At 38.3% G+C, this 23,383-nt stretch carries 9 protein-coding genes; 3 read left to right on the forward strand and 6 right to left on the reverse strand.

The window, feature by feature from the left end; genetic code table 11:
- Positions 1-62: 62 nt before the first annotated feature.
- From QYS49_RS10330 to QYS49_RS10340, 3 genes are all read left to right on the forward strand, one after another.
- Complete coding sequence (locus tag QYS49_RS10330) at positions 63-428, forward strand: hypothetical protein (RefSeq protein WP_308347154.1); 366 nt, start codon at positions 63-65, stop codon at positions 426-428.
- A gap of 2 nt (positions 429-430) precedes the next feature.
- Positions 431-12,718 (forward strand): T9SS type B sorting domain-containing protein, encoded by a 12,288-nt coding sequence (locus QYS49_RS10335; protein ID WP_308347155.1) that lies wholly within the window; start codon positions 431-433, stop codon positions 12,716-12,718.
- Between the two features lie 129 nt (positions 12,719-12,847).
- Complete coding sequence (locus tag QYS49_RS10340; protein WP_308347156.1) at positions 12,848-13,396, forward strand: hypothetical protein; 549 nt, start codon at positions 12,848-12,850, stop codon at positions 13,394-13,396.
- Positions 13,397-13,550: 154 nt separating this feature from the next.
- Here QYS49_RS10340 and QYS49_RS10345 read toward each other — a convergent pair whose 3' ends face one another.
- The 6 genes from QYS49_RS10345 to QYS49_RS10370 all read right to left on the reverse strand — a co-directional run bounded on the left by QYS49_RS10345 (position 13,551) and on the right by QYS49_RS10370 (position 23,203).
- Positions 13,551-14,618 (reverse strand): hypothetical protein, encoded by a 1,068-nt coding sequence (locus QYS49_RS10345; protein ID WP_308347157.1) that lies wholly within the window; start codon positions 14,616-14,618, stop codon positions 13,551-13,553.
- A gap of 82 nt (positions 14,619-14,700) precedes the next feature.
- Positions 14,701-16,203, reverse strand: coding sequence for an Ig-like domain-containing domain (locus QYS49_RS10350; RefSeq protein ID WP_308347158.1), 1,503 nt, complete (start codon positions 16,201-16,203; stop codon positions 14,701-14,703).
- Between the two features lie 51 nt (positions 16,204-16,254).
- A complete protein-coding gene (locus QYS49_RS10355; RefSeq protein ID WP_308347159.1) occupies positions 16,255-17,733 on the reverse strand; it encodes an SLC13 family permease in 1,479 nt (492 codons plus the stop codon).
- Positions 17,723-18,493 (reverse strand): hypothetical protein, encoded by a 771-nt coding sequence (locus QYS49_RS10360; RefSeq protein WP_308347160.1) that lies wholly within the window; start codon positions 18,491-18,493, stop codon positions 17,723-17,725. Before QYS49_RS10360 ends, QYS49_RS10355 begins: the two co-directional genes overlap by 11 nt.
- Positions 18,494-18,524: 31 nt before the next feature.
- Positions 18,525-19,940 (reverse strand): SusD/RagB family nutrient-binding outer membrane lipoprotein, encoded by a 1,416-nt coding sequence (locus QYS49_RS10365; protein WP_308347161.1) that lies wholly within the window; start codon positions 19,938-19,940, stop codon positions 18,525-18,527.
- A gap of 11 nt (positions 19,941-19,951) precedes the next feature.
- Positions 19,952-23,203 carry a SusC/RagA family TonB-linked outer membrane protein gene (locus QYS49_RS10370; protein WP_308347162.1) on the reverse strand — a complete coding sequence of 1,084 codons (3,252 nt, stop codon included), beginning with the start codon at positions 23,201-23,203 and terminating at the stop codon, positions 19,952-19,954.
- Positions 23,204-23,383 lie beyond the last annotated feature (180 nt).

Consider the following 23,383-nt stretch of genomic DNA (forward strand, 5'->3'; position numbering starts at 1 on the left):
GTGGTTTATTAATTTTAATTACACTTATAATTGTATTTGTTTAGTTGATTTATATAAAAAGGATGAAATATTTTTTAGTTATTTTAATTAGTTTGTTTTTAATGAGTTATTCTAGCTTATCACAAAATTGTGTTGAGAAAATTTCTAATGTTAAATATTCATTTCATGAAAATAATTATGATTTATCGTTTGATATGAATAATTCATTCGATTATGAATTAAGCTTATATGATAAAAGTAAAAATGCTTTTTTGATTGATAATTCAAATTTCAGACCAGTTGAGGATTTAGAATCTTTGGTTATTGAATCTTCGGGATATTCTATTTCAATTAAATCAATTGACAATAAATATAAGAAGGAGAATTTAGCAATAATTATGTATCGGAAAGATAAGAGTTGCGAACCAGTAAAAGTTGACTTGCAATAATTATGAAATATATTTACACAATACTGTTAGGATTTATTTTGAGTATTTCATTGGTAAATGCTCAATGTCCAAATGATTCAAATACTGAAGCGACAATTGTTTCAACAGACGCATTATGTTTTGCTGCTGAAGATGGTACAATCTCTTTTGAATTAAAGGATGCATCTGATGTAAGCTTGGATCCTGTGAATTTTGATTTTGGTCTTTACGATGGTGGAGAGAATGACTGGGTCTATGATGATATTGGTGTTTCCCCAGGTGGTGATATTAATCCAGCTATTACTTTAAGTATATCTGGAACCGTTTTGACATTTTCAAATGTTCCTACTACTAAAGATGGTATTGGCTATACAATAGGGTCAAGAGATAATGGTATTTGTGGTATTACATTTCGTACCTATTCCAGTGGCTTTTCAGGAATAATTATTAATGAACCATCAGAGTTAACAGCATCAATTAATTTAATAACAGATGATTGTGATAATTCTAACTCTGGAGCAATTGATATTGATGTAACTGGAGGTACACCGGATGGAGGTGGTAATTATAATTATTCTTGGAGCAATGGTGCAACAACAGAGGATATATCAGGTCTTGATGATGGGACTTACTCTGTTACAGTTACTGATGATAATGGTTGTACTGCAGAATTAACTGGAATTGTTGTTGAAGCTGGACCAGACGCAGGAACAGCGGGCAGTGCAGATGCCTGTAATAATGATGCAGCCTTCAATTTATATAATGTATTGGGCGGCACGCCACAGTTAAGTGGAAGTTTTGCGGCAGCAATTGGGAATCCGGAAGCGGTAACGATTAGTCAGCCAGGAGATGGGAGTACCAGCACGGCCGATTTTGATGGAGTGGCAACAGGAACGTATGTGTTTACCTATACTGTAAGCTCAGCAGGATGTCCAGATGCGACAGCTGATGTCACCATTACAGTAAACCAGGCTCCGGATGCAGGATTAGCTGCGACAGTAGAAGCTTGCGAGGATGAAGGGGCTTTTGATTTATTTACTTCATTAGGAGGTACACCACAAGCTACGAATGGAGTATGGACCGAAGATGCGGGTAACCCAGCGACAAGTATATTAACACAATCAGGAGATGGAAGCACCGGAACTGCAGATTTAACGACTGCTATAGGTACTTACAACTTTACCTATACAGTAACAGCCCCAGGTTGTAGTCCATCTACAGCAATCTTAACAGTGAATGTAAGTGCGCTACCTGATGCAGGAACAGCGGGCAGTGCAGATGCCTGTAATAATGATGCAGCCTTCAATTTATATAATGTATTGGGCGGCACGCCACAGTTAAGTGGAAGTTTTGCGGCAGCAATTGGGAATCCGGAAGCGGTAACGATTAGTCAGCCAGGAGATGGGAGTACCAGCACGGCCGATTTTGATGGAGTGGCAACAGGAACGTATGTGTTTACCTATACTGTAAGCTCAGCAGGATGTCCAGATGCGACAGCTGATGTCACCATTACAGTAAACCAGGCTCCGGATGCAGGATTAGCTGCGACAGTAGAAGCTTGCGAGGATGAAGGGGCTTTTGATTTATTTACTTCATTAGGAGGTACACCACAAGCTACGAATGGAGTATGGACCGAAGATGCGGGTAACCCAGCGACAAGTATATTAACACAATCAGGAGATGGAAGCACCGGAACTGCAGATTTAACGACTGCTATAGGTACTTACAACTTTACCTATACAGTAACAGCCCCAGGTTGTAGTCCATCTACAGCAATCTTAACAGTGAATGTAAGTGCGCTACCTGATGCAGGAACAGCGGGCAGTGCAGATGCCTGTAATAATGATGCAGCCTTCAATTTATATAATGTATTGGGCGGCACGCCACAGTTAAGTGGAAGTTTTGCGGCAGCAATTGGGAATCCGGAAGCGGTAACGATTAGTCAGCCAGGAGATGGGAGTACCAGCACGGCCGATTTTGATGGAGTGGCAACAGGAACGTATGTGTTTACCTATACTGTAAGCTCAGCAGGATGTCCAGATGCGACAGCCGATGTCACCATTACAGTAAACCAGGCTCCGGATGCAGGATTAGCTGCGACAGTAGAAGCTTGCGAGGATGAGGGGGCTTTTGATTTATTTACTTCATTAGGAGGTACACCACAAGCTACGAATGGAGTATGGACCGAAGATGCGGGTAACCCAGCGACAAGTATATTAACACAATCAGGAGATGGAAGCACCGGAACTGCAGATTTAACGACTGCTATAGGTACTTACAACTTTACCTATACAGTAACAGCCCCAGGTTGTAGTCCATCTACAGCAATCTTAACAGTGAATGTAAGTGCGCTACCTGATGCAGGAACAGCGGGCAGTGCAGATGCCTGTAATAATGATGCAGCCTTCAATTTATATAATGTATTGGGCGGCACGCCACAGTTAAGTGGAAGTTTTGCGGCAGCAATTGGGAATCCGGAAGCGGTAACGATTAGTCAGCCAGGAGATGGGAGTACCAGCACGGCCGATTTTGATGGAGTGGCAACAGGAACGTATGTGTTTACCTATACTGTAAGCTCAGCAGGATGTCCAGATGCGACAGCTGATGTCACCATTACAGTAAACCAGGCTCCGGATGCAGGATTAGCTGCGACAGTAGAAGCTTGCGAGGATGAAGGGGCTTTTGATTTATTTACTTCATTAGGAGGTACACCACAAGCTACGAATGGAGTATGGACCGAAGATGCGGGTAACCCAGCGACAAGTATATTAACACAATCAGGAGATGGAAGCACCGGAACTGCAGATTTAACGACTGCTATAGGTACTTACAACTTTACCTATACAGTAACAGCCCCAGGTTGTAGTCCATCTACAGCAATCTTAACAGTGAATGTAAGTGCGCTACCTGATGCAGGAACAGCGGGCAGTGCAGATGCCTGTAATAATGATGCAGCCTTCAATTTATATAATGTATTGGGCGGCACGCCACAGTTAAGTGGAAGTTTTGCGGCAGCAATTGGGAATCCGGAAGCGGTAACGATTAGTCAGCCAGGAGATGGGAGTACCAGCACGGCCGATTTTGATGGAGTGGCAACAGGAACGTATGTGTTTACCTATACTGTAAGCTCAGCAGGATGTCCAGATGCGACAGCTGATGTCACCATTACAGTAAACCAGGCTCCGGATGCAGGATTAGCTGCGACAGTAGAAGCTTGCGAGGATGAAGGGGCTTTTGATTTATTTACTTCATTAGGAGGTACACCACAAGCTACGAATGGAGTATGGACCGAAGATGCGGGTAACCCAGCGACAAGTATATTAACACAATCAGGAGATGGAAGCACCGGAACTGCAGATTTAACGACTGCTATAGGTACTTACAACTTTACCTATACAGTAACAGCCCCAGGTTGTAGTCCATCTACAGCAATCTTAACAGTGAATGTAAGTGCGCTACCTGATGCAGGAACAGCGGGCAGTGCAGATGCCTGTAATAATGATGCAGCCTTCAATTTATATAATGTATTGGGCGGCACGCCACAGTTAAGTGGAAGTTTTGCGGCAGCAATTGGGAATCCGGAAGCGGTAACGATTAGTCAGCCAGGAGATGGGAGTACCAGCACGGCCGATTTTGATGGAGTGGCAACAGGAACGTATGTGTTTACCTATACTGTAAGCTCAGCAGGATGTCCAGATGCGACAGCTGATGTCACCATTACAGTAAACCAGGCTCCGGATGCAGGATTAGCTGCGACAGTAGAAGCTTGCGAGGATGAAGGGGCTTTTGATTTATTTACTTCATTAGGAGGTACACCACAAGCTACGAATGGAGTATGGACCGAAGATGCGGGTAACCCAGCGACAAGTATATTAACACAATCAGGAGATGGAAGCACCGGAACTGCAGATTTAACGACTGCTATAGGTACTTACAACTTTACCTATACAGTAACAGCCCCAGGTTGTAGTCCATCTACAGCAATCTTAACAGTGAATGTAAGTGCGCTACCTGATGCAGGAACAGCGGGCAGTGCAGATGCCTGTAATAATGATGCAGCCTTCAATTTATATAATGTATTGGGCGGCACGCCACAGTTAAGTGGAAGTTTTGCGGCAGCAATTGGGAATCCGGAAGCGGTAACGATTAGTCAGCCAGGAGATGGGAGTACCAGCACGGCCGATTTTGATGGAGTGGCAACAGGAACGTATGTGTTTACCTATACTGTAAGCTCAGCAGGATGTCCAGATGCGACAGCTGATGTCACCATTACAGTAAACCAGGCTCCGGATGCAGGATTAGCTGCGACAGTAGAAGCTTGCGAGGATGAAGGGGCTTTTGATTTATTTACTTCATTAGGAGGTACACCACAAGCTACGAATGGAGTATGGACCGAAGATGCGGGTAACCCAGCGACAAGTATATTAACACAATCAGGAGATGGAAGCACCGGAACTGCAGATTTAACGACTGCTATAGGTACTTACAACTTTACCTATACAGTAACAGCCCCAGGTTGTAGTCCATCTACAGCAATCTTAACAGTGAATGTAAGTGCGCTACCTGATGCAGGAACAGCGGGCAGTGCAGATGCCTGTAATAATGATGCAGCCTTCAATTTATATAATGTATTGGGCGGCACGCCACAGTTAAGTGGAAGTTTTGCGGCAGCAATTGGGAATCCGGAAGCGGTAACGATTAGTCAGCCAGGAGATGGGAGTACCAGCACGGCCGATTTTGATGGAGTGGCAACAGGAACGTATGTGTTTACCTATACTGTAAGCTCAGCAGGATGTCCAGATGCGACAGCCGATGTCACCATTACAGTAAACCAGGCTCCGGATGCAGGATTAGCTGCGACAGTAGAAGCTTGCGAGGATGAGGGGGCTTTTGATTTATTTACTTCATTAGGAGGTACACCACAAGCTACGAATGGAGTATGGACCGAAGATGCGGGTAACCCAGCGACAAGTATATTAACACAATCAGGAGATGGAAGCACCGGAACTGCAGATTTAACGACTGCTATAGGTACTTACAACTTTACCTATACAGTAACAGCCCCAGGTTGTAGTCCATCTACAGCAATCTTAACAGTGAATGTAAGTGCGCTACCTGATGCAGGAACAGCGGGCAGTGCAGATGCCTGTAATAATGATGCAGCCTTCAATTTATATAATGTATTGGGCGGCACGCCACAGTTAAGTGGAAGTTTTGCGGCAGCAATTGGGAATCCGGAAGCGGTAACGATTAGTCAGCCAGGAGATGGGAGTACCAGCACGGCCGATTTTGATGGAGTGGCAACAGGAACGTATGTGTTTACCTATACTGTAAGCTCAGCAGGATGTCCAGATGCGACAGCTGATGTCACCATTACAGTAAACCAGGCTCCGGATGCAGGATTAGCTGCGACAGTAGAAGCTTGCGAGGATGAAGGGGCTTTTGATTTATTTACTTCATTAGGAGGTACACCACAAGCTACGAATGGAGTATGGACCGAAGATGCGGGTAACCCAGCGACAAGTATATTAACACAATCAGGAGATGGAAGCACCGGAACTGCAGATTTAACGACTGCTATAGGTACTTACAACTTTACCTATACAGTAACAGCCCCAGGTTGTAGTCCATCTACAGCAATCTTAACAGTGAATGTAAGTGCGCTACCTGATGCAGGAACAGCGGGCAGTGCAGATGCCTGTAATAATGATGCAGCCTTCAATTTATATAATGTATTGGGCGGCACGCCACAGTTAAGTGGAAGTTTTGCGGCAGCAATTGGGAATCCGGAAGCGGTAACGATTAGCCAGCCAGGAGATGGGAGTACCAGCACGGCCGATTTTGATGGAGTGGCAACAGGAACGTATGTGTTTACCTATACTGTAAGCTCAGCAGGATGTCCAGATGCGACAGCCGATGTCACCATTACAGTAAACCAGGCTCCGGATGCAGGATTAGCTGCGACAGTAGAAGCTTGCGAGGATGAGGGGGCTTTTGATTTATTTACTTCATTAGGAGGTACACCACAAGCTACGAATGGAGTATGGACCGAAGATGCGGGTAACCCAGCGACAAGTATATTAACACAATCAGGAGATGGAAGCACCGGAACTGCAGATTTAACGACTGCTATAGGTACTTACAACTTTACCTATACAGTAACAGCCCCAGGTTGTAGTCCATCTACAGCAATCTTAACAGTGAATGTAAGTGCGCTACCTGATGCAGGAACAGCGGGCAGTGCAGATGCCTGTAATAATGATGCAGCCTTCAATTTATATAATGTATTGGGCGGCACGCCACAGTTAAGTGGAAGTTTTGCGGCAGCAATTGGGAATCCGGAAGCGGTAACGATTAGTCAGCCAGGAGATGGGAGTACCAGCACGGCCGATTTTGATGGAGTGGCAACAGGAACGTATGTGTTTACCTATACTGTAAGCTCAGCAGGATGTCCAGATGCGACAGCCGATGTAACTATAAATGTAAATTCCTTAACAGTCACATTAAATACAAATAACCCTACATCTGGTTGTGGATTAGCTGATGGATCACTTGATATAATTGCTAACAGCTCATTTGCAGGTGATACTTTTACTTTTGATTGGTCTAGTCCAAATGGATACAATAATATCATAACTGGTTCCGATGGAGATATATCTGGCCTTGAAAGCGGTGACTATACTGTAGTAGTTACATCAAATAATACGGGTTGTGAATTTACCGATACTTATACAGTTGCTGATCCCGTTCCATTTACAATCAATGTTCTATCTGTAAACGTACAATCGGAATGTGATGTAGATAATGGTGGAATTGATATTGAAGTAACTGGTGGAACAGGTCCATACAATTATTATATTGAAGATGTAAATGCAGGTACAGAGGTAAGCGGATCTAGATTAGATAATGATGCATCTAATACTTATTCTTATAATTTATTAGCTCCAGGTGACTATGAAGTATTTGTAGAAGAAGGGTCTTGCACGCAATCAGAATTATTTACGGTTGATCCGGTAGATAAAATCACTGCTACTATTGCAAATTTTGTTGAACCATCTTGTGGAGCAACTGATGGCAACATAGAATTAGATGTTACGGATGTTGGAAATGATTTTGACGTAACGATTGATGACGGTGTTAACCCGCCAAATACTATAACAGTAACTGCAACAACACCTACAACTGTGAATTTGACTAATTTAGGGCAAGGTAGTTATACTATTACAGTAACAGATAACACTACAAATTGTGATGTGGTATTAAATCAAGTTCTTAATGATAATGCGGCTTTCGATATTGATAATGGCGCAACTACAGTGACTAGCATTCAAACATGTGATGGAAATCAAGGTGCTATAGATGTAGTTATTACAGGAACATTATCTGGCACAGAATCTTATTCTTGGACTGGTCCTACTGGTTTTACTGATCCTAGTACAAAAGATCTTACTCTTTTGGAATTAGCTGGTGATTATCAACTTACTGTTGAGGATGCAGGTTGTACAGTAGTGAGTGATGTATTTACTATTACTGAACCAACTCCTCCAACTTCGGTTGCTGGACAAGATTCTACTATTTGTGAAAATGCTATTACACTTTATGCAGATGCTCTTGCAGCAGACCAAGTAGGTGAGTGGATATTGGTAAGTCAACCAACAACTGCTAGTGCTAATATTGTAAGTCCAAATGATCCAGCTTCAGATTTTGAAAATTTAATTGAAATTGGTGACTACACTTTAGCATGGTTACTAGAAAATACGGTAACTAGTTGCTCTGATACTGATACTATTGTAATCACTAGAAAAACAATCACTGTAGCTGATGCAGGTGCTGCTCAACAAGTATGTGGCACAACGGCTACTTTAGCAGCTAATGCAGCAGGTACCAATGAAACTGGTATATGGACTGTAGTAAGTGGTTCGGGCAATTTTGCTTCAGGTGAGGAGAATAATCCGGCTGCTGAAGTTACAGGATTATCAGCTGGGGATAATATTTTTGAATGGACTATTACAGATGATAATGCAATCTGTGATCCAACTTCAAATCAAGTAACCATTACAGCAGATCCTCTACCAACTGCTTATGCAGGAGAGGATGAGGCATTCTGTGATATTACTACAATTGACTTGAGCACATTAGATGGAGGTAATACCCCACCTCTAGCTGAAAATGGCACTATAGAGTGGACTACTTCTTCAACAGATGGTGGTTCATTTGATGATAATACAATTGAAACACCAGTTTATACATTTGGAACAGATGATATAGCAGATGGAACAGTTACTTTAACAATGACGGTAACTGGTACGGGTGCTTGCTCTGCAGAAGTTGTTTCTGATGAAGTGGTTTTAAACATAGCGAATTCACCTGTGATTGATCCTTTAGCAGATGCTGCTATTTGTTATGTAGATGTGAATAGCACTTTTGATGTGGATGCAACAGTATCTAATGAGGCCAGTATTTTATGGTCAAGCACTGGTACAGGTAGTTTTGATGATGAAACTTCAGCGTCTACATTCTATATTCCAAGTGCAGCAGATTCAACAGCAGGTACAGTTGATTTAACTATAACTGCTGAAGGTGCAGGTGCTTGTGGAAATGTAAGTGAAACTTTAACATTGACTATAAACTCATTAAGAGCAATTGGAAATGTATCTCCAACTTCAGCTTGTGGAGTAGATGATGGATCAATTAGTTTAACAATAGAAAGTAACACTTCGGGACCTTTTGGATTTGTATGGTCTGGCCCTGATAGTTTTGCTTCAACTGATCAAAATATATCAGGATTGGCGCCTGGTAATTATACTGTTCAAGTAACGGATGAAAGTGCGGGTTCTGATTGTATAGTTTCTGAAACTTTCAAAGTAGAAGATCCTGCGGCTTATTCTATAAGTAATTTGACTGAAACTCCACAAACAGAATGCGATGTTGAAAATGGAGGAGTTTCAATTGAAGTGATTGATGGAACTGGTCCTTTTAATTATTATATCACAGATAATGAATCGCCACAAAATGAGATTGCTGATTCAAGATCTGATAATGATGCTTCATTGACTTATTCCTTTAATGAGCTTGCTCCGGGAACTTACAATATTTATGTAGAAGAAGGTGCTTGTCAGCTTTCACAAGAATTCACCATTAACCCAGCCGATGCAATTACTGCTAGTGTGAATACTGTAAGCCCAGCAGACTGTAATGGTGGTACTAATGGCGCTATCGATATAGATATAGTTCCTGTTGGAAATCCTTATACTATAGAAGTATCAGATGTTAATGGAGTTATCAGTACAGATAACTTCACAGCTACTGATGTTACTTTTACTGCAAGTGGGTTATCTCAAGGAACATACACGATTACAATTACTGATGATGTTACAAATTGTGAAGTGGTTATTAACCAAATAGTAAATGAAAATGCTGCATTTACCATTGATAATTCAGTCATAACTGATATTGCGACTTGCGGTGGATCTGAAGGTGAAATTTCATTAGATATTTCAGGATTAAGTGGATCTGAATCCATTAGCTGGGCAGGTCCTAATAATTTCACAGCGTCAACTCAAAATATTAGCGGATTGTCTAATCCAGGTGATTATACAATCACGATTGAAGATAATGGTTGTACAGTAGAACAAATCTATTCTATAACCCAACCAGCAGAATGTGACTACGATTGCGAAGATTTCAAAGTTTCTCCAATCACGGAAGCAGCTACATGCTTAGGAGTGGATGATGGTAAACTTTTCTTCTTACTAAGAAATGTAAATGGAAGTTCGCCTGAATTGAATTTTGACATCAAGCAAGCTGGAGCAGATGACGCTTTATACAAAAGGTTTACTGTTGACAATATAGGTCAGGGATTGATTATTGAAATTGATTCATCATTTGCTACTGGTACTTATACTGTGGTAGCATCCGATCCGAATTTGGAATGTGTATCTGATACTTTTAATATTAATATTGGAACTAAGACAAATTTAACTGCTACAATTGATATTGAACAGCCAACTTGTACTATCTCAACGGGTTCTATTTCAGCAAATATTGCAGGAACTAATGATGAATTTGAATTCATCCTTTACTTTGAAGGAGATTCATTAACAGCTAATACTACTGGTGTATTTGCCGATTTGGAAGAAGGAGATTATGAGTTGGAATTTGATAACCAAAACACAAATGCTTGTGGCGTGGATAATCAAACTTTCACTATTGAAAATACAGCAGTTGTTGATCAAAGCGCAGTGGATATAAATATCACTAATCCTGAGTGTGGAGAAATATTTGGAACTATTTCAGCTAGCTTAAATAATTTACCAAGTAATTATGAATTCATCCTGGTAGATGAAAATGGAGATGAATTTGCTCGAAATGAAACAGGTATCTTTAATGAAGTACCAGAAGGCACTTATATTATCCAATTCGAGAATATGGTAGATCCAGGTGCTTGTCCGATTGCGGATAGAGGTGGAATTGTAATTGAAAATAATGGTTCATTTACGGCTGTGGCAAGTGATGTTGAGAATATAGTATGTCATGGAGATTCAGATGGATCAGCCGTAATTACATTGGAAGGTGTTTCAACTGGGTATTATTCTGTTGATAATGGAGTGATTTGGAATGAATTTACTTCAGGAAATAGAATTACAGGTCTACCAGAAGTGAATAATATATTGGTTAGTGATCAACCAGGTACTTCTGATTGTGAATTATCAGTTGCAGTTGGAATTGAATACTTAAGCGATCCGATTGAGTTGGATGGTGGTAGCCCCATAATAATTACAGAGGCAAGTTGTGATGAATCTGAGACAGATGGTGTAATTGAAATACCTGAAATTACAGGAGGGGTTGAGCCTTACTCTTTTGAAATTGATGGAAATGCTGTTGAATTAAATGAAAATCGACAAATAACGGGTTTAAATAAGTTAACCGAAGTATTTACCATAATTGATGATTCTGGATGTAGTAAAGATTTTCAAATTAATACGGATATAGCTCCAAATCAAATTAGTGCTAGAGTTGAGGAGATAAATGATGAGGGAAATAAATGTATTGAGGAGCCAGAAGGTATTAAAGTTAGGTTAACTGCATTTACCGTTAATAATATTCCAGGTCCATTTACTCTTATTCTAAATAGATCAGATGTAGAAGAAACTGTAGAGATACCTTTAAATTTAGATAATAATAATGGTAATCCTGAATTCTTTATAGGTCCTAATTATGATCTTAACTACACCTTTGAAAAAGGCCAGCAATACAATTGGACAATCCGTACTACAAATAGTCAGCAATCTTGTTCAACAGATGGAATTGTAAATATTCTAGATGGTGCAATTATTCCTACTTTTGAAATGGAAGGTATTGATGCTGCTTGTAATGATGGATCTGGCGCATTGCGATTGTTTAATATTCAAGGTGATATGGAGATTCCAGTTGAGTATCAAATATTTGAGGGAAATGCTTCCACTCCAACAGTAAGGATTAATGAAAATAATCTTCCGGTTACTGGAGAGTATATTATTGATCCTAATAATTATGGAGTAGCAATGGGATTTGTAAGCGGTGGTTACAATGTTAGAATTGTTCAGAGACCTAGCAGTTGTAATAATGACATTGTATCTGAAATTGAAAATGCACAAATTCAACAGCCAAGTGGTAACCTTGTAGTAGAATTAGTTCCTGAACCTAATTTACCTCCAGGAGTTGAAAGAGAGTTTCAGGATATGAATCCGAAGCCTACTTCAAGAAGAGATAAATCAGATGGTTCAATATCAGTAAGAATTTCTAATGAATCAGGTGCTGAAGCATATTATGCCTTATTATCCTTAGCAGATGATGGAAGAGTTAGTGGTGCAGCGCCTTATATCTTTAATACTGATACTGTTGAATTGATACCAAATGAAAGCTATACCTTCGAGAACTTATCGGCCGGTACTTATATTATTGAATATTTTGATAGTTTCGGTAGATGTACCCAACAATTAAGAATAGTTCAAGATAAAGATGGAGCAACGGATGGAATATATGTTGGGTTTGACGAAAGTCCATTCATTCCGAATGTATTTACTCCAAATAATGATCAGAAAAACGATTATTTTAAAATCTTAAATTTACCTGACAATGGAGCTAATTTAATTGTGACTAATAGAAATGGAACCATAGTTTATGAAAACGAGAATTATGGTCCTACAGATAGAGAATCTAACCTTTGGGATGGTGGAGATAGTCCTGATGGAATCTATTTCTATCGATTAGAAGTAAATGGTTCTGCTATTCAAACTGGTTGGGTCGAGATTCTAAGAGGTAGAAGGTAGATAACTTAATACTCTATTCATTAATATTTAATACCAGCTCATTTAGGGCTGGTTTTTTTTTATCCATATTCAGGAATTAAGAATTGTCAAGTACTAAAGAATTTAAGCTTTCGTTTCCTCTGCATGAAAATGAAACTCTCATTTATTTTAGTACTCATATGCTTTCAATTATCAGCTCAGAAATATGGTACTGCAGTTGGACTAAGAATTGGTGATGCTAGGTTTGGTCTAAGTGTTAAACAAAGAATTCTACTTCGGTTTTCAGCAGAGGCTATTACTGACGTTAAAGCTAATTCGTTTCAATTTGCAGTACTTCCTAAATATCATTTACCCATCACTGGTGAAGGGTTCAATTTGTTTTTTGGAGCAGGAATGCATGTAGGGAGCCTCAAAGAGTATGGAGCCACTTATGGTTATGATTTGATGGCAGGGATAGAATGGAAGATTCCTGCTCTTCCTATAGTGATTTCTGCAGATGTTAAACCGGCTTATCATATTAATCACGAAGACTGGTTTGAATTTCCAGCTTCGGTGTCTATTCATTATGCTATTACACGTGAGACAAAAGCTAAACGCAAAAAGGATAGAGAAAGAAGGAAAAAACGCAAGGAAAGGAGAGAGAGAAGAGAAGAACGAAAAGAAAAGCGTCAGGAATGGTGGGATGATTTTCGTAATTAATTTAGTATAAAAAAAACCTGTCTGGTTATAAAAATTATACCGCAAATTTCATCGAAATATTCATGATTATAATTTTTATAACCTAACAGGTTTAGTAATTCTTTTCCTATTAACTTGAATGATTAAGGAAAAGCTATTGAAAATCAACCTAAACTTAATCTTTAAAAATCCCTAGCATTAACTCTTTAAAGCTATTAGAGGTATACATGGAATTACCATTATGCCCAACGCCTTCTACCAATACCTTTTGGTGCTGATTTTCATCAGGGTAAAAGGTTTCCATAAACAAATACATATTCTCCCCTCTATTAAATCTATGCTCACCTAAAAGAACAGCTGCACAACTACTTGTATTTAATGTACCTGAGGTTTGGGTATCATTCGTACCTAATAAATATGTGATTTTTTTGTTTTTAAAACTTTCATTTAAGTCCTCTCTGTTTTTAGTGGCTATATATTCTATGGGTGATTCAAAGCCAAATGGCCATTCATTGTATTCCTCACAGCTTGTTGGGGTTGTGAAATTTTCAGTAGAAGGATTATATCTGACATCTTGAGGATAATAGAAGTATTGACTGTTGGCAACGATATATTCAATTGAGAAATCATATTGTGTCTCTATATCTGATGCTAGAGCATAGGTTTGGGTAAATAGAGCCCCAGAAGAATGACCTGTGATTATAATTTTTTCTAAAAAAGGGAATTGCTCTTTATTGGAAAGGATTTCAAATAATGAATCCATTATGGAATATGTACTTATTTTTACTGATACATTTCCAGATAGTGCTCCTGCACGCCAGTCATTGGGCCAAAATAATTCACCAGGACCAACTTGAGAATTATTTTTGAATTGAGGAGCTATGAGTAAAGTGCTATCAAGAAGTTCAGTTTGATTAAGAGCAGATGTCATATCGGTAAAATAATTATTTGCGTCTCTTTTCTGTCCATGAATGACAAAAACTGCTTGTTTGATATTCCCCCATATGGCTGTATCATTCATAATAGGATAATTTCTATAGAAATTAAATGTTGCTGCTCTTCCTTCTGCAGAAGTGATAGGAATACTTTCGAGGCAATTTACATCACCTGAGACGCAAGGATCTACTACCGTATATTGAATATCAGTTGTATCCGTTTCGTCATCATTTTCTGGGGTAACCTCTTCATTATTACAGGCATAAAACACTGCGCAAACAAATATTAGTAAGTAGATTTTTTTCATTATTTAGTTTTAAGTAAGAAAAGAGGACTTCAATAGAAGCCCCCCTTTCATTGGACACTTTTACTATTAAACAATTAAACTATTATTCATTTTCCCAAGCTAGTGTTGGCCAGCTTCCATCCGTACATGTCCATACACTAGTGAAATCAAATCCTGCTAAAGTAGCATTTGCATCACCACAATTTAGGTTTGCAATTTCAACTGCTGTACCCGCTTCTGTAATAGGTGACCCGCCATTATAAGTTAGGTTGATATTGCTGTCATAATACACTCCCTCTAAAGTGGCAGTTTCTTCTAATTGACCTACAACATAACCAGGATAGTCACTGGATGTATCTTCATCTGTTACAGTAACATTTCCAGTTCCATAAGTGTTTCTTAATACACCGTCCAATCTACCTATTATTGCTGATGCTCTATTTGGAGCTGTTACAGAGCCTGTAGCATAACTATTCTCTACTGTCCCGTCTATATTTACAGATCCGACTAAAGCACCTACTCTTGCAGAACCTGAAGTAACATTTCCTGTTGCAAAGGATTCTGTTACAATTGAAATAGTTGCGGAAGGATTTTCTCTATCTGCATCAGACATGATACCTATCAATCCACCTGCTCTAGATCTCTCTGGACTTACTGTAGCCGAAGAACTACTTTGATGCACGGTTCCAGACTCCATGTCTCCGATTAAGCCACCAGTTCTTGTATCACCTGAAACAAAACCTGAAGTATGGCATCTTGTTACAGTCCCTGTACGTAATTGACCAATTAATATCCCTGTTCCTTGTGTACCTGTAATACCCGTGTTAGTTGCCGCTACATTCATATTTGATAGATCACCTCCATCCACAACACCAAACAAGCCAACTTCATTTACACCATCTGCAACCAGGTTTGTGATTTCAACATTGGAAATAGTAAATCCATCACCATTGTAGGAACCAGTAAAAGGAAATTCCACAGAACCTAATGGCACCCAACCAGTCTCTCCACCTGCGCCTGTAAGGTCAATATCTGCAATTTGGATAAAGTGTGCATCCAGATACGAATTAATTAATTCTAAATCAGCAACATCTTCAATCCTGTATGGGTCTGCCTCTGTACCTTCACCACCACTGAATAATGTTGCATCTACAGTAGTGAACGAAATATCTATAGCTGTTCCCAATTCTCCACCTTCAGCACCAAGAACTCCAGAGGCTACCGTAATGTTATATTCTGTCAGATAATCCAATGGTTCAGAATTGGAAATTGTAACTGTAGTATTGCTCTCAGTAAAGCTTACATCTGTCGCTACATCTCCATCAGCTGAAGAGAATGATAAAGCACTGTTAAAAGCGTCTGTATCAAGACTATTCGAAAAAACCATTACGATCTCCAATTCTCTGGCGATATTTTCATCCCCATTTGATAAATCTTGATTGTTAGCAGTTAATGATAATAAATTAACAGGTTGAGGCTCAGCTGGCCCATTGTCATCCGGATCCTCTCCACACGAGGTCAAGATCATGCTGCATGCTAAAAATAGCACCATTGATAATTTCCTAAAGGAAATTTTTGAGTTGTTTAAAATGTTTACGTTCTCCATAGTACTCATATTTAAAATTAAAAGTTTAATTGAAAAATTATTGTTTAAGTCTTATTCCAGCCGCCATAGATCAGGAAATCTGGTTGGTATAATTTCCCACACTATTGGAAGTAAAAAATAAGTCATAAGTGTAATGATGATAATTGATATAATATTCATCCATAATCCTGTTCTTATCATATCTGGAATATGTAAATAACCAGAGCCAAACACCACAGCGTTTGGTGGTGTAGCAACAGGTAGCATAAATGCACATGATGCAGCTAGCGTAGCTGAAACCATTAACATATATGGATGTAAATTCATTGCTAAAGCTAAAGGGGCTAATATTGGCAATAACATTGCAGTAGTTGCAATATTTGAAGTCATTTCAGTTAAGAAATTAACGCTTGCTATTAGTATTAAAATTACTAGAATTAAAGTCATGCCCTCTATTAAAGACAGTTGACTTCCTATCCATAAAGCTAAGCCTGTGGTTTGAAAAGCTTGTGCTAATGCCATTCCACCCCCAAAAAGCATGATGATACCCCAAGGCATTTTTACGGCCTCCTTCCATGTAATAATAGGTTTTTTGGAATTACTTGAAGGAATTATAAAAAGTGAAATCCCAGCTGCCATTGCAATTATGGTATCGTCAATGTTTGCATTTAATTTTTGAAGTAAAAAAGATCGTGTTATCCAGCAAAATGTAGTAAGTACAAATACAATCAGTACATATTTTTCTTCTTTTGTAATTGGACCTAACTCATTTTTTAAACGATTTATTTCTTCTTTTCCACCTGGGAAACTTTCTCCTTTAAAGTTGAATGCATATTTAGTCATGTATTTCCAGCATAGAAATAATAATATCACCGATATGGGTGCGCCAAACATAAACCATTTTACAAATGAAATTTCTATTTGATAGGTTTCTGAGACAATTCCAGCAAATACTAAATTAGGCGGAGTACCTATTAGGGTACCTATTCCCCCAATTGAGGCACTATATGCAATAGAAAGCATTAAAGCTTTCCCGAAATCTTTATTTAATTTGTCGGAATTATGACTTCCACTTTTAAACTGGCTTACTATTGCCATTCCTATTGGTAGCATCATAACAGATGTGGCCGTATTCGAAATCCACATAGAGAGGAATGCGGTTGCTACCATAAAGCCCAGTATAATATTGGTCACATTAGTGCCTATTATTGAAATTATGTTTAAGGCTATTCTTCGGTGTAAATTCCATTTTTCAATCGCTATTGCTAACATGAAACCACCTATGTATAAGAAGATGTATTTATGACCAAAAGCAGCTGTTGTTGATGATATGTCTAATGCTCCTGTTAGTGGAAATAATACTATCACCAATAAAGCAGTAACAGCAATATGTACCGCTTCTGTTACCCACCAAATCGCAACCCAAGCAGTAACTGCGAGAACCTGAAATGCTTCAGGAGTCATATTTTCTGGCTTGTTTAACATTTGGATGATTATAAATGCTAAAGGACCTAATGCTTGAAAAAGATATTTTCTTTTTTTATCGCTCACTATCCTGTCTTTTTAAGTTAAAATTCTCCACAAATTGAAGTATGAACTGTGCATCATATTCCATTAAAATCGCCAAGTATATCTGTTGATTTTGATTGTCAAATGATTTTAGTCGCTCTGGAATATCTAATACAGACTTGGCTGACAACTTTTTGTAAAATAATGCAGCTGTTAAATATGAACCATATGGTGAGGGATGACTACCATCTGGATGGTATAACTCAAGCTCAGGTTTTAATTTTCTGGCTTCTGACCATGCAGAACCAACATCTAAAATTTCACTATCTGTTTCATTAGCTAGTTTGAAATAAGCTTTATTGATTCCTTCTTGCATTAATGGATTAGCCTCTCTAGCCCAGGTCACGTATAATAAGGGTTGAGCACCACTTTTTTTAACCAATGAAATTAACTTTTTACCATATTCGAAAAAATCATCTTGATTTTTGAAAGTGCTTAAACTATGGTTTTGAAGTACTACTATATCCCAATCTCCATTTTTAATAAGCTCTTGAGTTTTTAACTCTTTATCTCCTTCCCAATGTTGTTTCCAGTCTACTCCGCCACTAGTGGACTGTTGTGTGTAGATATCCTCTCCTTGAGATTTAGCCATTGCGCTTACCAATTGAGGTAAATTCCAAAAATAAGTATAGCTATTGCCTACAAATAGTACTCGCTTCTGATCATCTTGACTTTTCAGCAATTGAGACTGCGAAAAGAAAATTACCAGTAATGCTATGTAAAATTTCTTTATGTCTATCATGATTATGCTTGTTTAAGTATCAGATTCAGCTTTATTGATTAATAGGTGTTTTTTCAAAAAAGTCTGGAATAGGACTTGGAGTATTGTCATTCCTATCTATTTCTGATTGAGGATAAAGAAATCGTTGAGGTAATTCATCTCCAGTATTTGGTGGAACCTGCACTCTTAGGTTCTGCTCATCATAAGTTCTTCTGGTGTCGCTAAATGCTTCTATCTGACCAAAGAGGGTGATGTATCTTTCCTCTAAAATTTCTTTAAGTAAAGCATCATCCTGACTTAAATTATCAGTATTTGCAATTCCTCCTGATTGAAAATCATTTGTTACATAATCGTCATATACTAAACCATTACTGGTTTCATCAACATTATACAAATAACCTCCTGATCTCATGAATGTGCGAAATTCATTAAGATGAGAAAGCCCTGTGTTGAAATCGTTGGACCTAAGCCCCGTTTCTGCTAAAATGAGTAGGTTTTCTGCATAGCTAACCAGAGGAAATGGAGCTTCAGCTGACATATACCCATTAGTATTAACAGTAACCCCACTATTGTTGGTTCTAAAATAGTTGTTATAACGAGCCGTCTCATCAGTTTTGGCATTACCTCTGTAATCTCCACTTGATGGATTCATCATTCCTTCAAAAAAGTCCGATATTTTTATATCATTGGGTCTTGCAACCGCAAAGAATTGATTGTATAAGTTTGAGCCAGGTTGAGCTTGAACATGAGGTACCAACATAGAATTATCATTTGAGGATATCCCAATAGTAGCTGCCTGATAGGCTTCAGCATAATTTCCAGTGTGTAAATAGTATCGTGCTTTAAGCGTATAGGCTACTTCTACCCAAGGGTTTGCATCACCTTCGAAATAAAAATCTGTGTTGGAAACTAATCTACCTTCTCCACTTTGTAATTCAGTGATGGCATCATCCAATAAAGTTTGTAATTTTTTATAAACATCAGCTTGAGCATTAAAAGCTGGATTTTCAAATTCAATAAATCCAGCTTCATCAAATGGAATATCTCCATAAAGAGAAGTGGTTGTTCCGAACGACAATGCTTGAAGCACTTTTGATATTCCAGTAGCGATACCCGTTCTGTCTTCCTCAATGGCTAATTCTTCTGCTACTAAAGCATTTCTAATGGCGTGAACATAAGCATCATCCCATTGGCTATCAAAATCACCTGAGCTAACAATATATTCACTGAAGCCTAAATGTTGTCTATCAATACCCTCAAGATGACCACTAAAGATGTTAGCTTTTCTGGCAGTTTCACCTTCGTGAAGCATTATGGCGCCAACTTCAGCTCCTGTTAGTACAAAATTGTAAGGCGAGCTTGTTGGGCTATTTGGGTTTTCATTTAATCCTTCTACTAAACTTCCACATGAAGCCAGTAGTGATATGTAAAGAATTCCTATTATATATGTTTTTATAAAGCTTTTCATTTTCAAAAAATTTAGAAGTTTAATGTTACAGTAGCGATATATGATCTTGTGCCTGGGTTGTTAAAATAATCAATACCTCTGGCAATGCTTACACCTGTTAAATTAGTATCAGGATCATTCCCTATGTAATCAGTCCAAATGAATAAGTTTCGACCCGTTAGGGTAACATTTGCTGAATTTAGTTTTGTGATTTGTTTGAATTTATCGCTATTCAAAGTATAGCCTAAGGAGAGTTCTCTCAATCTTGTCCAGGAGCCGTCTACAACATATTGTTCATGTAAGCCTCCAAACCAATTTCCTATTGTTCTATAATAGTCTTCGGTTAATGCTACTTCACCTGCTCCAAAATCTTCTACATTGCCTCTGAATGTGGTGCCTATAGGAATAATGTTTCCGTTTATGTCTAGTAGATTTGATTCTGCTGTGACTTCATTTCCAGTTTCTTCATCCAATCCATAACCCACCATAACTCCTCTGGTAGCGTTGGTAACATCTCCACCTTGAAAGGTTTCAAACAATAAGTTTAGATTAAAATTCTTATATTGGAATCCAGAAACTATGGACCCTTGCCAGTCAGGATTAGGGTCACCAATTAATCCATCTTCTGGATCTAACTGAGGGAATCCATTAGCTGAAAGTGCTAGAGTTCCATCTTCATTTCTTCTATATCTACCTCCCCAAAATGCACCTAATGGTTGACCTTCTACAGCTCTTCCACTAATTTGAGCTGTACCTCCTAAATCTATGGATTCAACACCTTGTAAATCCAATACTTTATTTCTTATTCTGCTATAGATTAGATCAACTGACCAGCTAAAATCTTCACTTTGTAGAATTTGATAACCTAAATCTAATTCCACTCCTTTATTTTCTATTTCGCCTCCATTATCAAATATTCTTCTATATCCTCTAGATTGGGCTATTGGGAAATCCAATAAAACATCTTCAGTTCTATTATAGAAATAGGTTGCAGACAGCGATAATCGGTCTTGAAGAAATCTTAAATCTGTTCCTACTTCAAATTCTTTTTTTCGCTCTGGTCTTAACTGTGTATTTCCTACTGCTACACTAGGTACAAAAACACCATTTCCATAAAGTGCGGAATTAATACTTCCGCCAAATTGATCGGAATAAGTAGGAGAAACATATAAGTTAGATGTTTGGTATCTTGATGGTTGAACACCTACTTCTCCATATGCCAGCCTTAATTTACCAAAATTCAAAACAGAATTATCAAAAATATCTAGGCTGGTGAATTGCCATGCCAATGAGGTAGAAGGAAAAACAAAGGTATTATTTGCAGTATTACCAAATGTAGAAGCAGATTCTGCTCTTATTGTTCCTTTTAGGAAAAGCATTTCATAGGCTGCAAATTGAACTGAAGAGTAGACAGCAGCAGTTCTTTCGCTTCCAAAAGTACTACCTATAATTTGATTCTGAGGAACAGCATTATCAATATCTCTTAAACCATCGCTTACTCTTGCAAATTGTAAAAAGCTATTAATTGCAGTGCTATTGGTTGCACGCTTTTTATGGTTGAAATTAAATCCTACTAATAAGTTTCCATTAAAATCACCACCAAAATTTCTGGTGGCCTTTGCAATTAAATCTGAATTGAAAATGGTATTTGTGGCAATTTCGGATCCAAAATACCCTTCATCAAATTCCGGTCTTGCTGAGCCTGGAGTAAAGAATTCCTGGCGTTCTTCACTGTAATGATCAATCCCTGCTCTTGCAATTAAATCTAACCACACGGTGGGAGATACGGTTGCTTTAATCGTAGTCGTAAATCTATCTACCAAAGCTTCACTCTCTTGTTCATTAATAGTCCAAGCAGGATTATTAAAACCCGGATTGAAATTCTCACCTATTGAATTTCTGTAAGATCGATGTCGGTAAGAAACGGGTGCAGCATTTTCAGAAGCGTAGTAATCTCCGATGTAACCTCTATTATCAAAATCTATTGGTGTTCTGAGCAATCCTAAATACAAACCTGAAGCTGAAGCACCTTTTTGAATTCTTCTAGAGGAGGTTCTGGTATAATTAGCATTGGCATTTAATTGCAAGATTTCAGAGAAATTTTGCTCAGCATTAAATCGAACAGTTGATCTTCTGTAGTCAGAGTTGTTTTTTATAATTCCCTGTTGATCCATATCGCTCATGCTGAAATAAAATCTACCGGTTTCATTTCCACCACTCAAACTCACACTGTTTTCCCATGAGCTACCTTGTTGGAAAACATCATCAAAATTTGAATCTATGAAAGTTTCTCTCGAATTCTTGGAAGCAATCGGATAATAGGTTCGACCGTTTTCACCAACAAAAAAAGCACCTGAAGTATCGAATTCGTCTTCACCACCTGGTCTGTCAGCAATTTTATCTCCCCAAGTCACGGTTTCATTCTCTACGAAATTTCCATTTACTCCTTGTCCAAATTTGGTTTGAATAGGATAGCGAACATTTACTTCATCTAATGAATAGCTTGATCTTACTGAAATATTTAATTTCTCATTGTATTTACCGCTTTTGGTCGTAATATAAATCACTCCACCAACTGCCTGCGTACCCCAAAGTGCTGCCGCAGAGGCTCCCTTAAGAACTTGTATGTCGGCTATGTCATTTGGATTAATGTCATTCAATCTGGATTGTTGTACCACAGAGCGTTGTTCCCCTGAACCTCTTGAGTCATTACTAATAGGAACTCCATCTAATACAATAAGCGGTTGACCATCTCCATTTATAGTAGAGAGTCCTCTAATTTGAATAAAAGAACCAGAGCCAGGATCACCAGAGCTTCTGCTAATTCTAACTCCGGAAGCTTTACCCGCCATAGCATTTAGTAATGTTGTTTCTCCTGATCTAGTAACATTTTCTGTCTCTATCTTTGAGTTAGCATAACCCAACTCATCTTTATCCTCTTTAAAGCCCAAGGCAGTTACAACTACTTGATCCAATTCCTCTATGTCCATTTCCATTTTGACATTTAGAGTAGTTCTATTATTTACAGGCTTTCGTACTTTTTTAAAACCGGCATAGCTGAAAATTAAGACAGGAGAATCTTGAGTTAGTGTTATTTTATATTTCCCATCAATATTTGTAACTGTTCCGTTTGAAGTACCTTCCTCTAAAATCGTAACTCCAATTAGAGTTTCGCCATCTGAGTCCGTAACCACTCCACTTACAGTAGAATTATTTTGAGCATGGAGGAAATTTAACCCGATGGCTGTTAAAAAAATGATAAGTAAAAATTTAGTCGTTCCCATAATTATCTGATTATTATATTAATTAGATTTTTTTAAGCCACTTATTAAGTGAATATTTAGTATTTTAATGTTTCATAACACTTTACGTTAGGTAATTTTAATTTTGATTGTTTCGCTATGTTACAAATAATATTTTGAAAATATCAAAATTTAAAAAACTTTATGCTGTTTTAGTGAATT

Origin of the sequence: Marivirga salinae, from assembly GCF_030503855.1 — a bacterium.
Classification (GTDB): domain Bacteria; phylum Bacteroidota; class Bacteroidia; order Cytophagales; family Cyclobacteriaceae; genus Marivirga; species Marivirga salinarum.

What these genes read in the sequence shown, in the direction of transcription:
- QYS49_RS10350 (WP_308347158.1), bottom strand. Translation starts at nt 16,203, where the DNA reads ATGGAGAACGTAAACATTTTAAACAACTCAAAAATTTCCTTTAGGAAA.
- QYS49_RS10365 (WP_308347161.1), bottom strand. Translation starts at nt 19,940, where the DNA reads ATGAAAAGCTTTATAAAAACATATATAATAGGAATTCTTTACATATCA.
- QYS49_RS10340 (WP_308347156.1), top strand. Translation starts at nt 12,848, where the DNA reads ATGAAACTCTCATTTATTTTAGTACTCATATGCTTTCAATTATCAGCT.
- QYS49_RS10345 (WP_308347157.1), bottom strand. Translation starts at nt 14,618, where the DNA reads ATGAAAAAAATCTACTTACTAATATTTGTTTGCGCAGTGTTTTATGCC.
- QYS49_RS10370 (WP_308347162.1), bottom strand. Translation starts at nt 23,203, where the DNA reads ATGGGAACGACTAAATTTTTACTTATCATTTTTTTAACAGCCATCGGG.
- QYS49_RS10335 (WP_308347155.1), top strand. Translation starts at nt 431, where the DNA reads ATGAAATATATTTACACAATACTGTTAGGATTTATTTTGAGTATTTCA.
- QYS49_RS10360 (WP_308347160.1), bottom strand. Translation starts at nt 18,493, where the DNA reads ATGATAGACATAAAGAAATTTTACATAGCATTACTGGTAATTTTCTTT.
- QYS49_RS10330 (WP_308347154.1), top strand. Translation starts at nt 63, where the DNA reads ATGAAATATTTTTTAGTTATTTTAATTAGTTTGTTTTTAATGAGTTAT.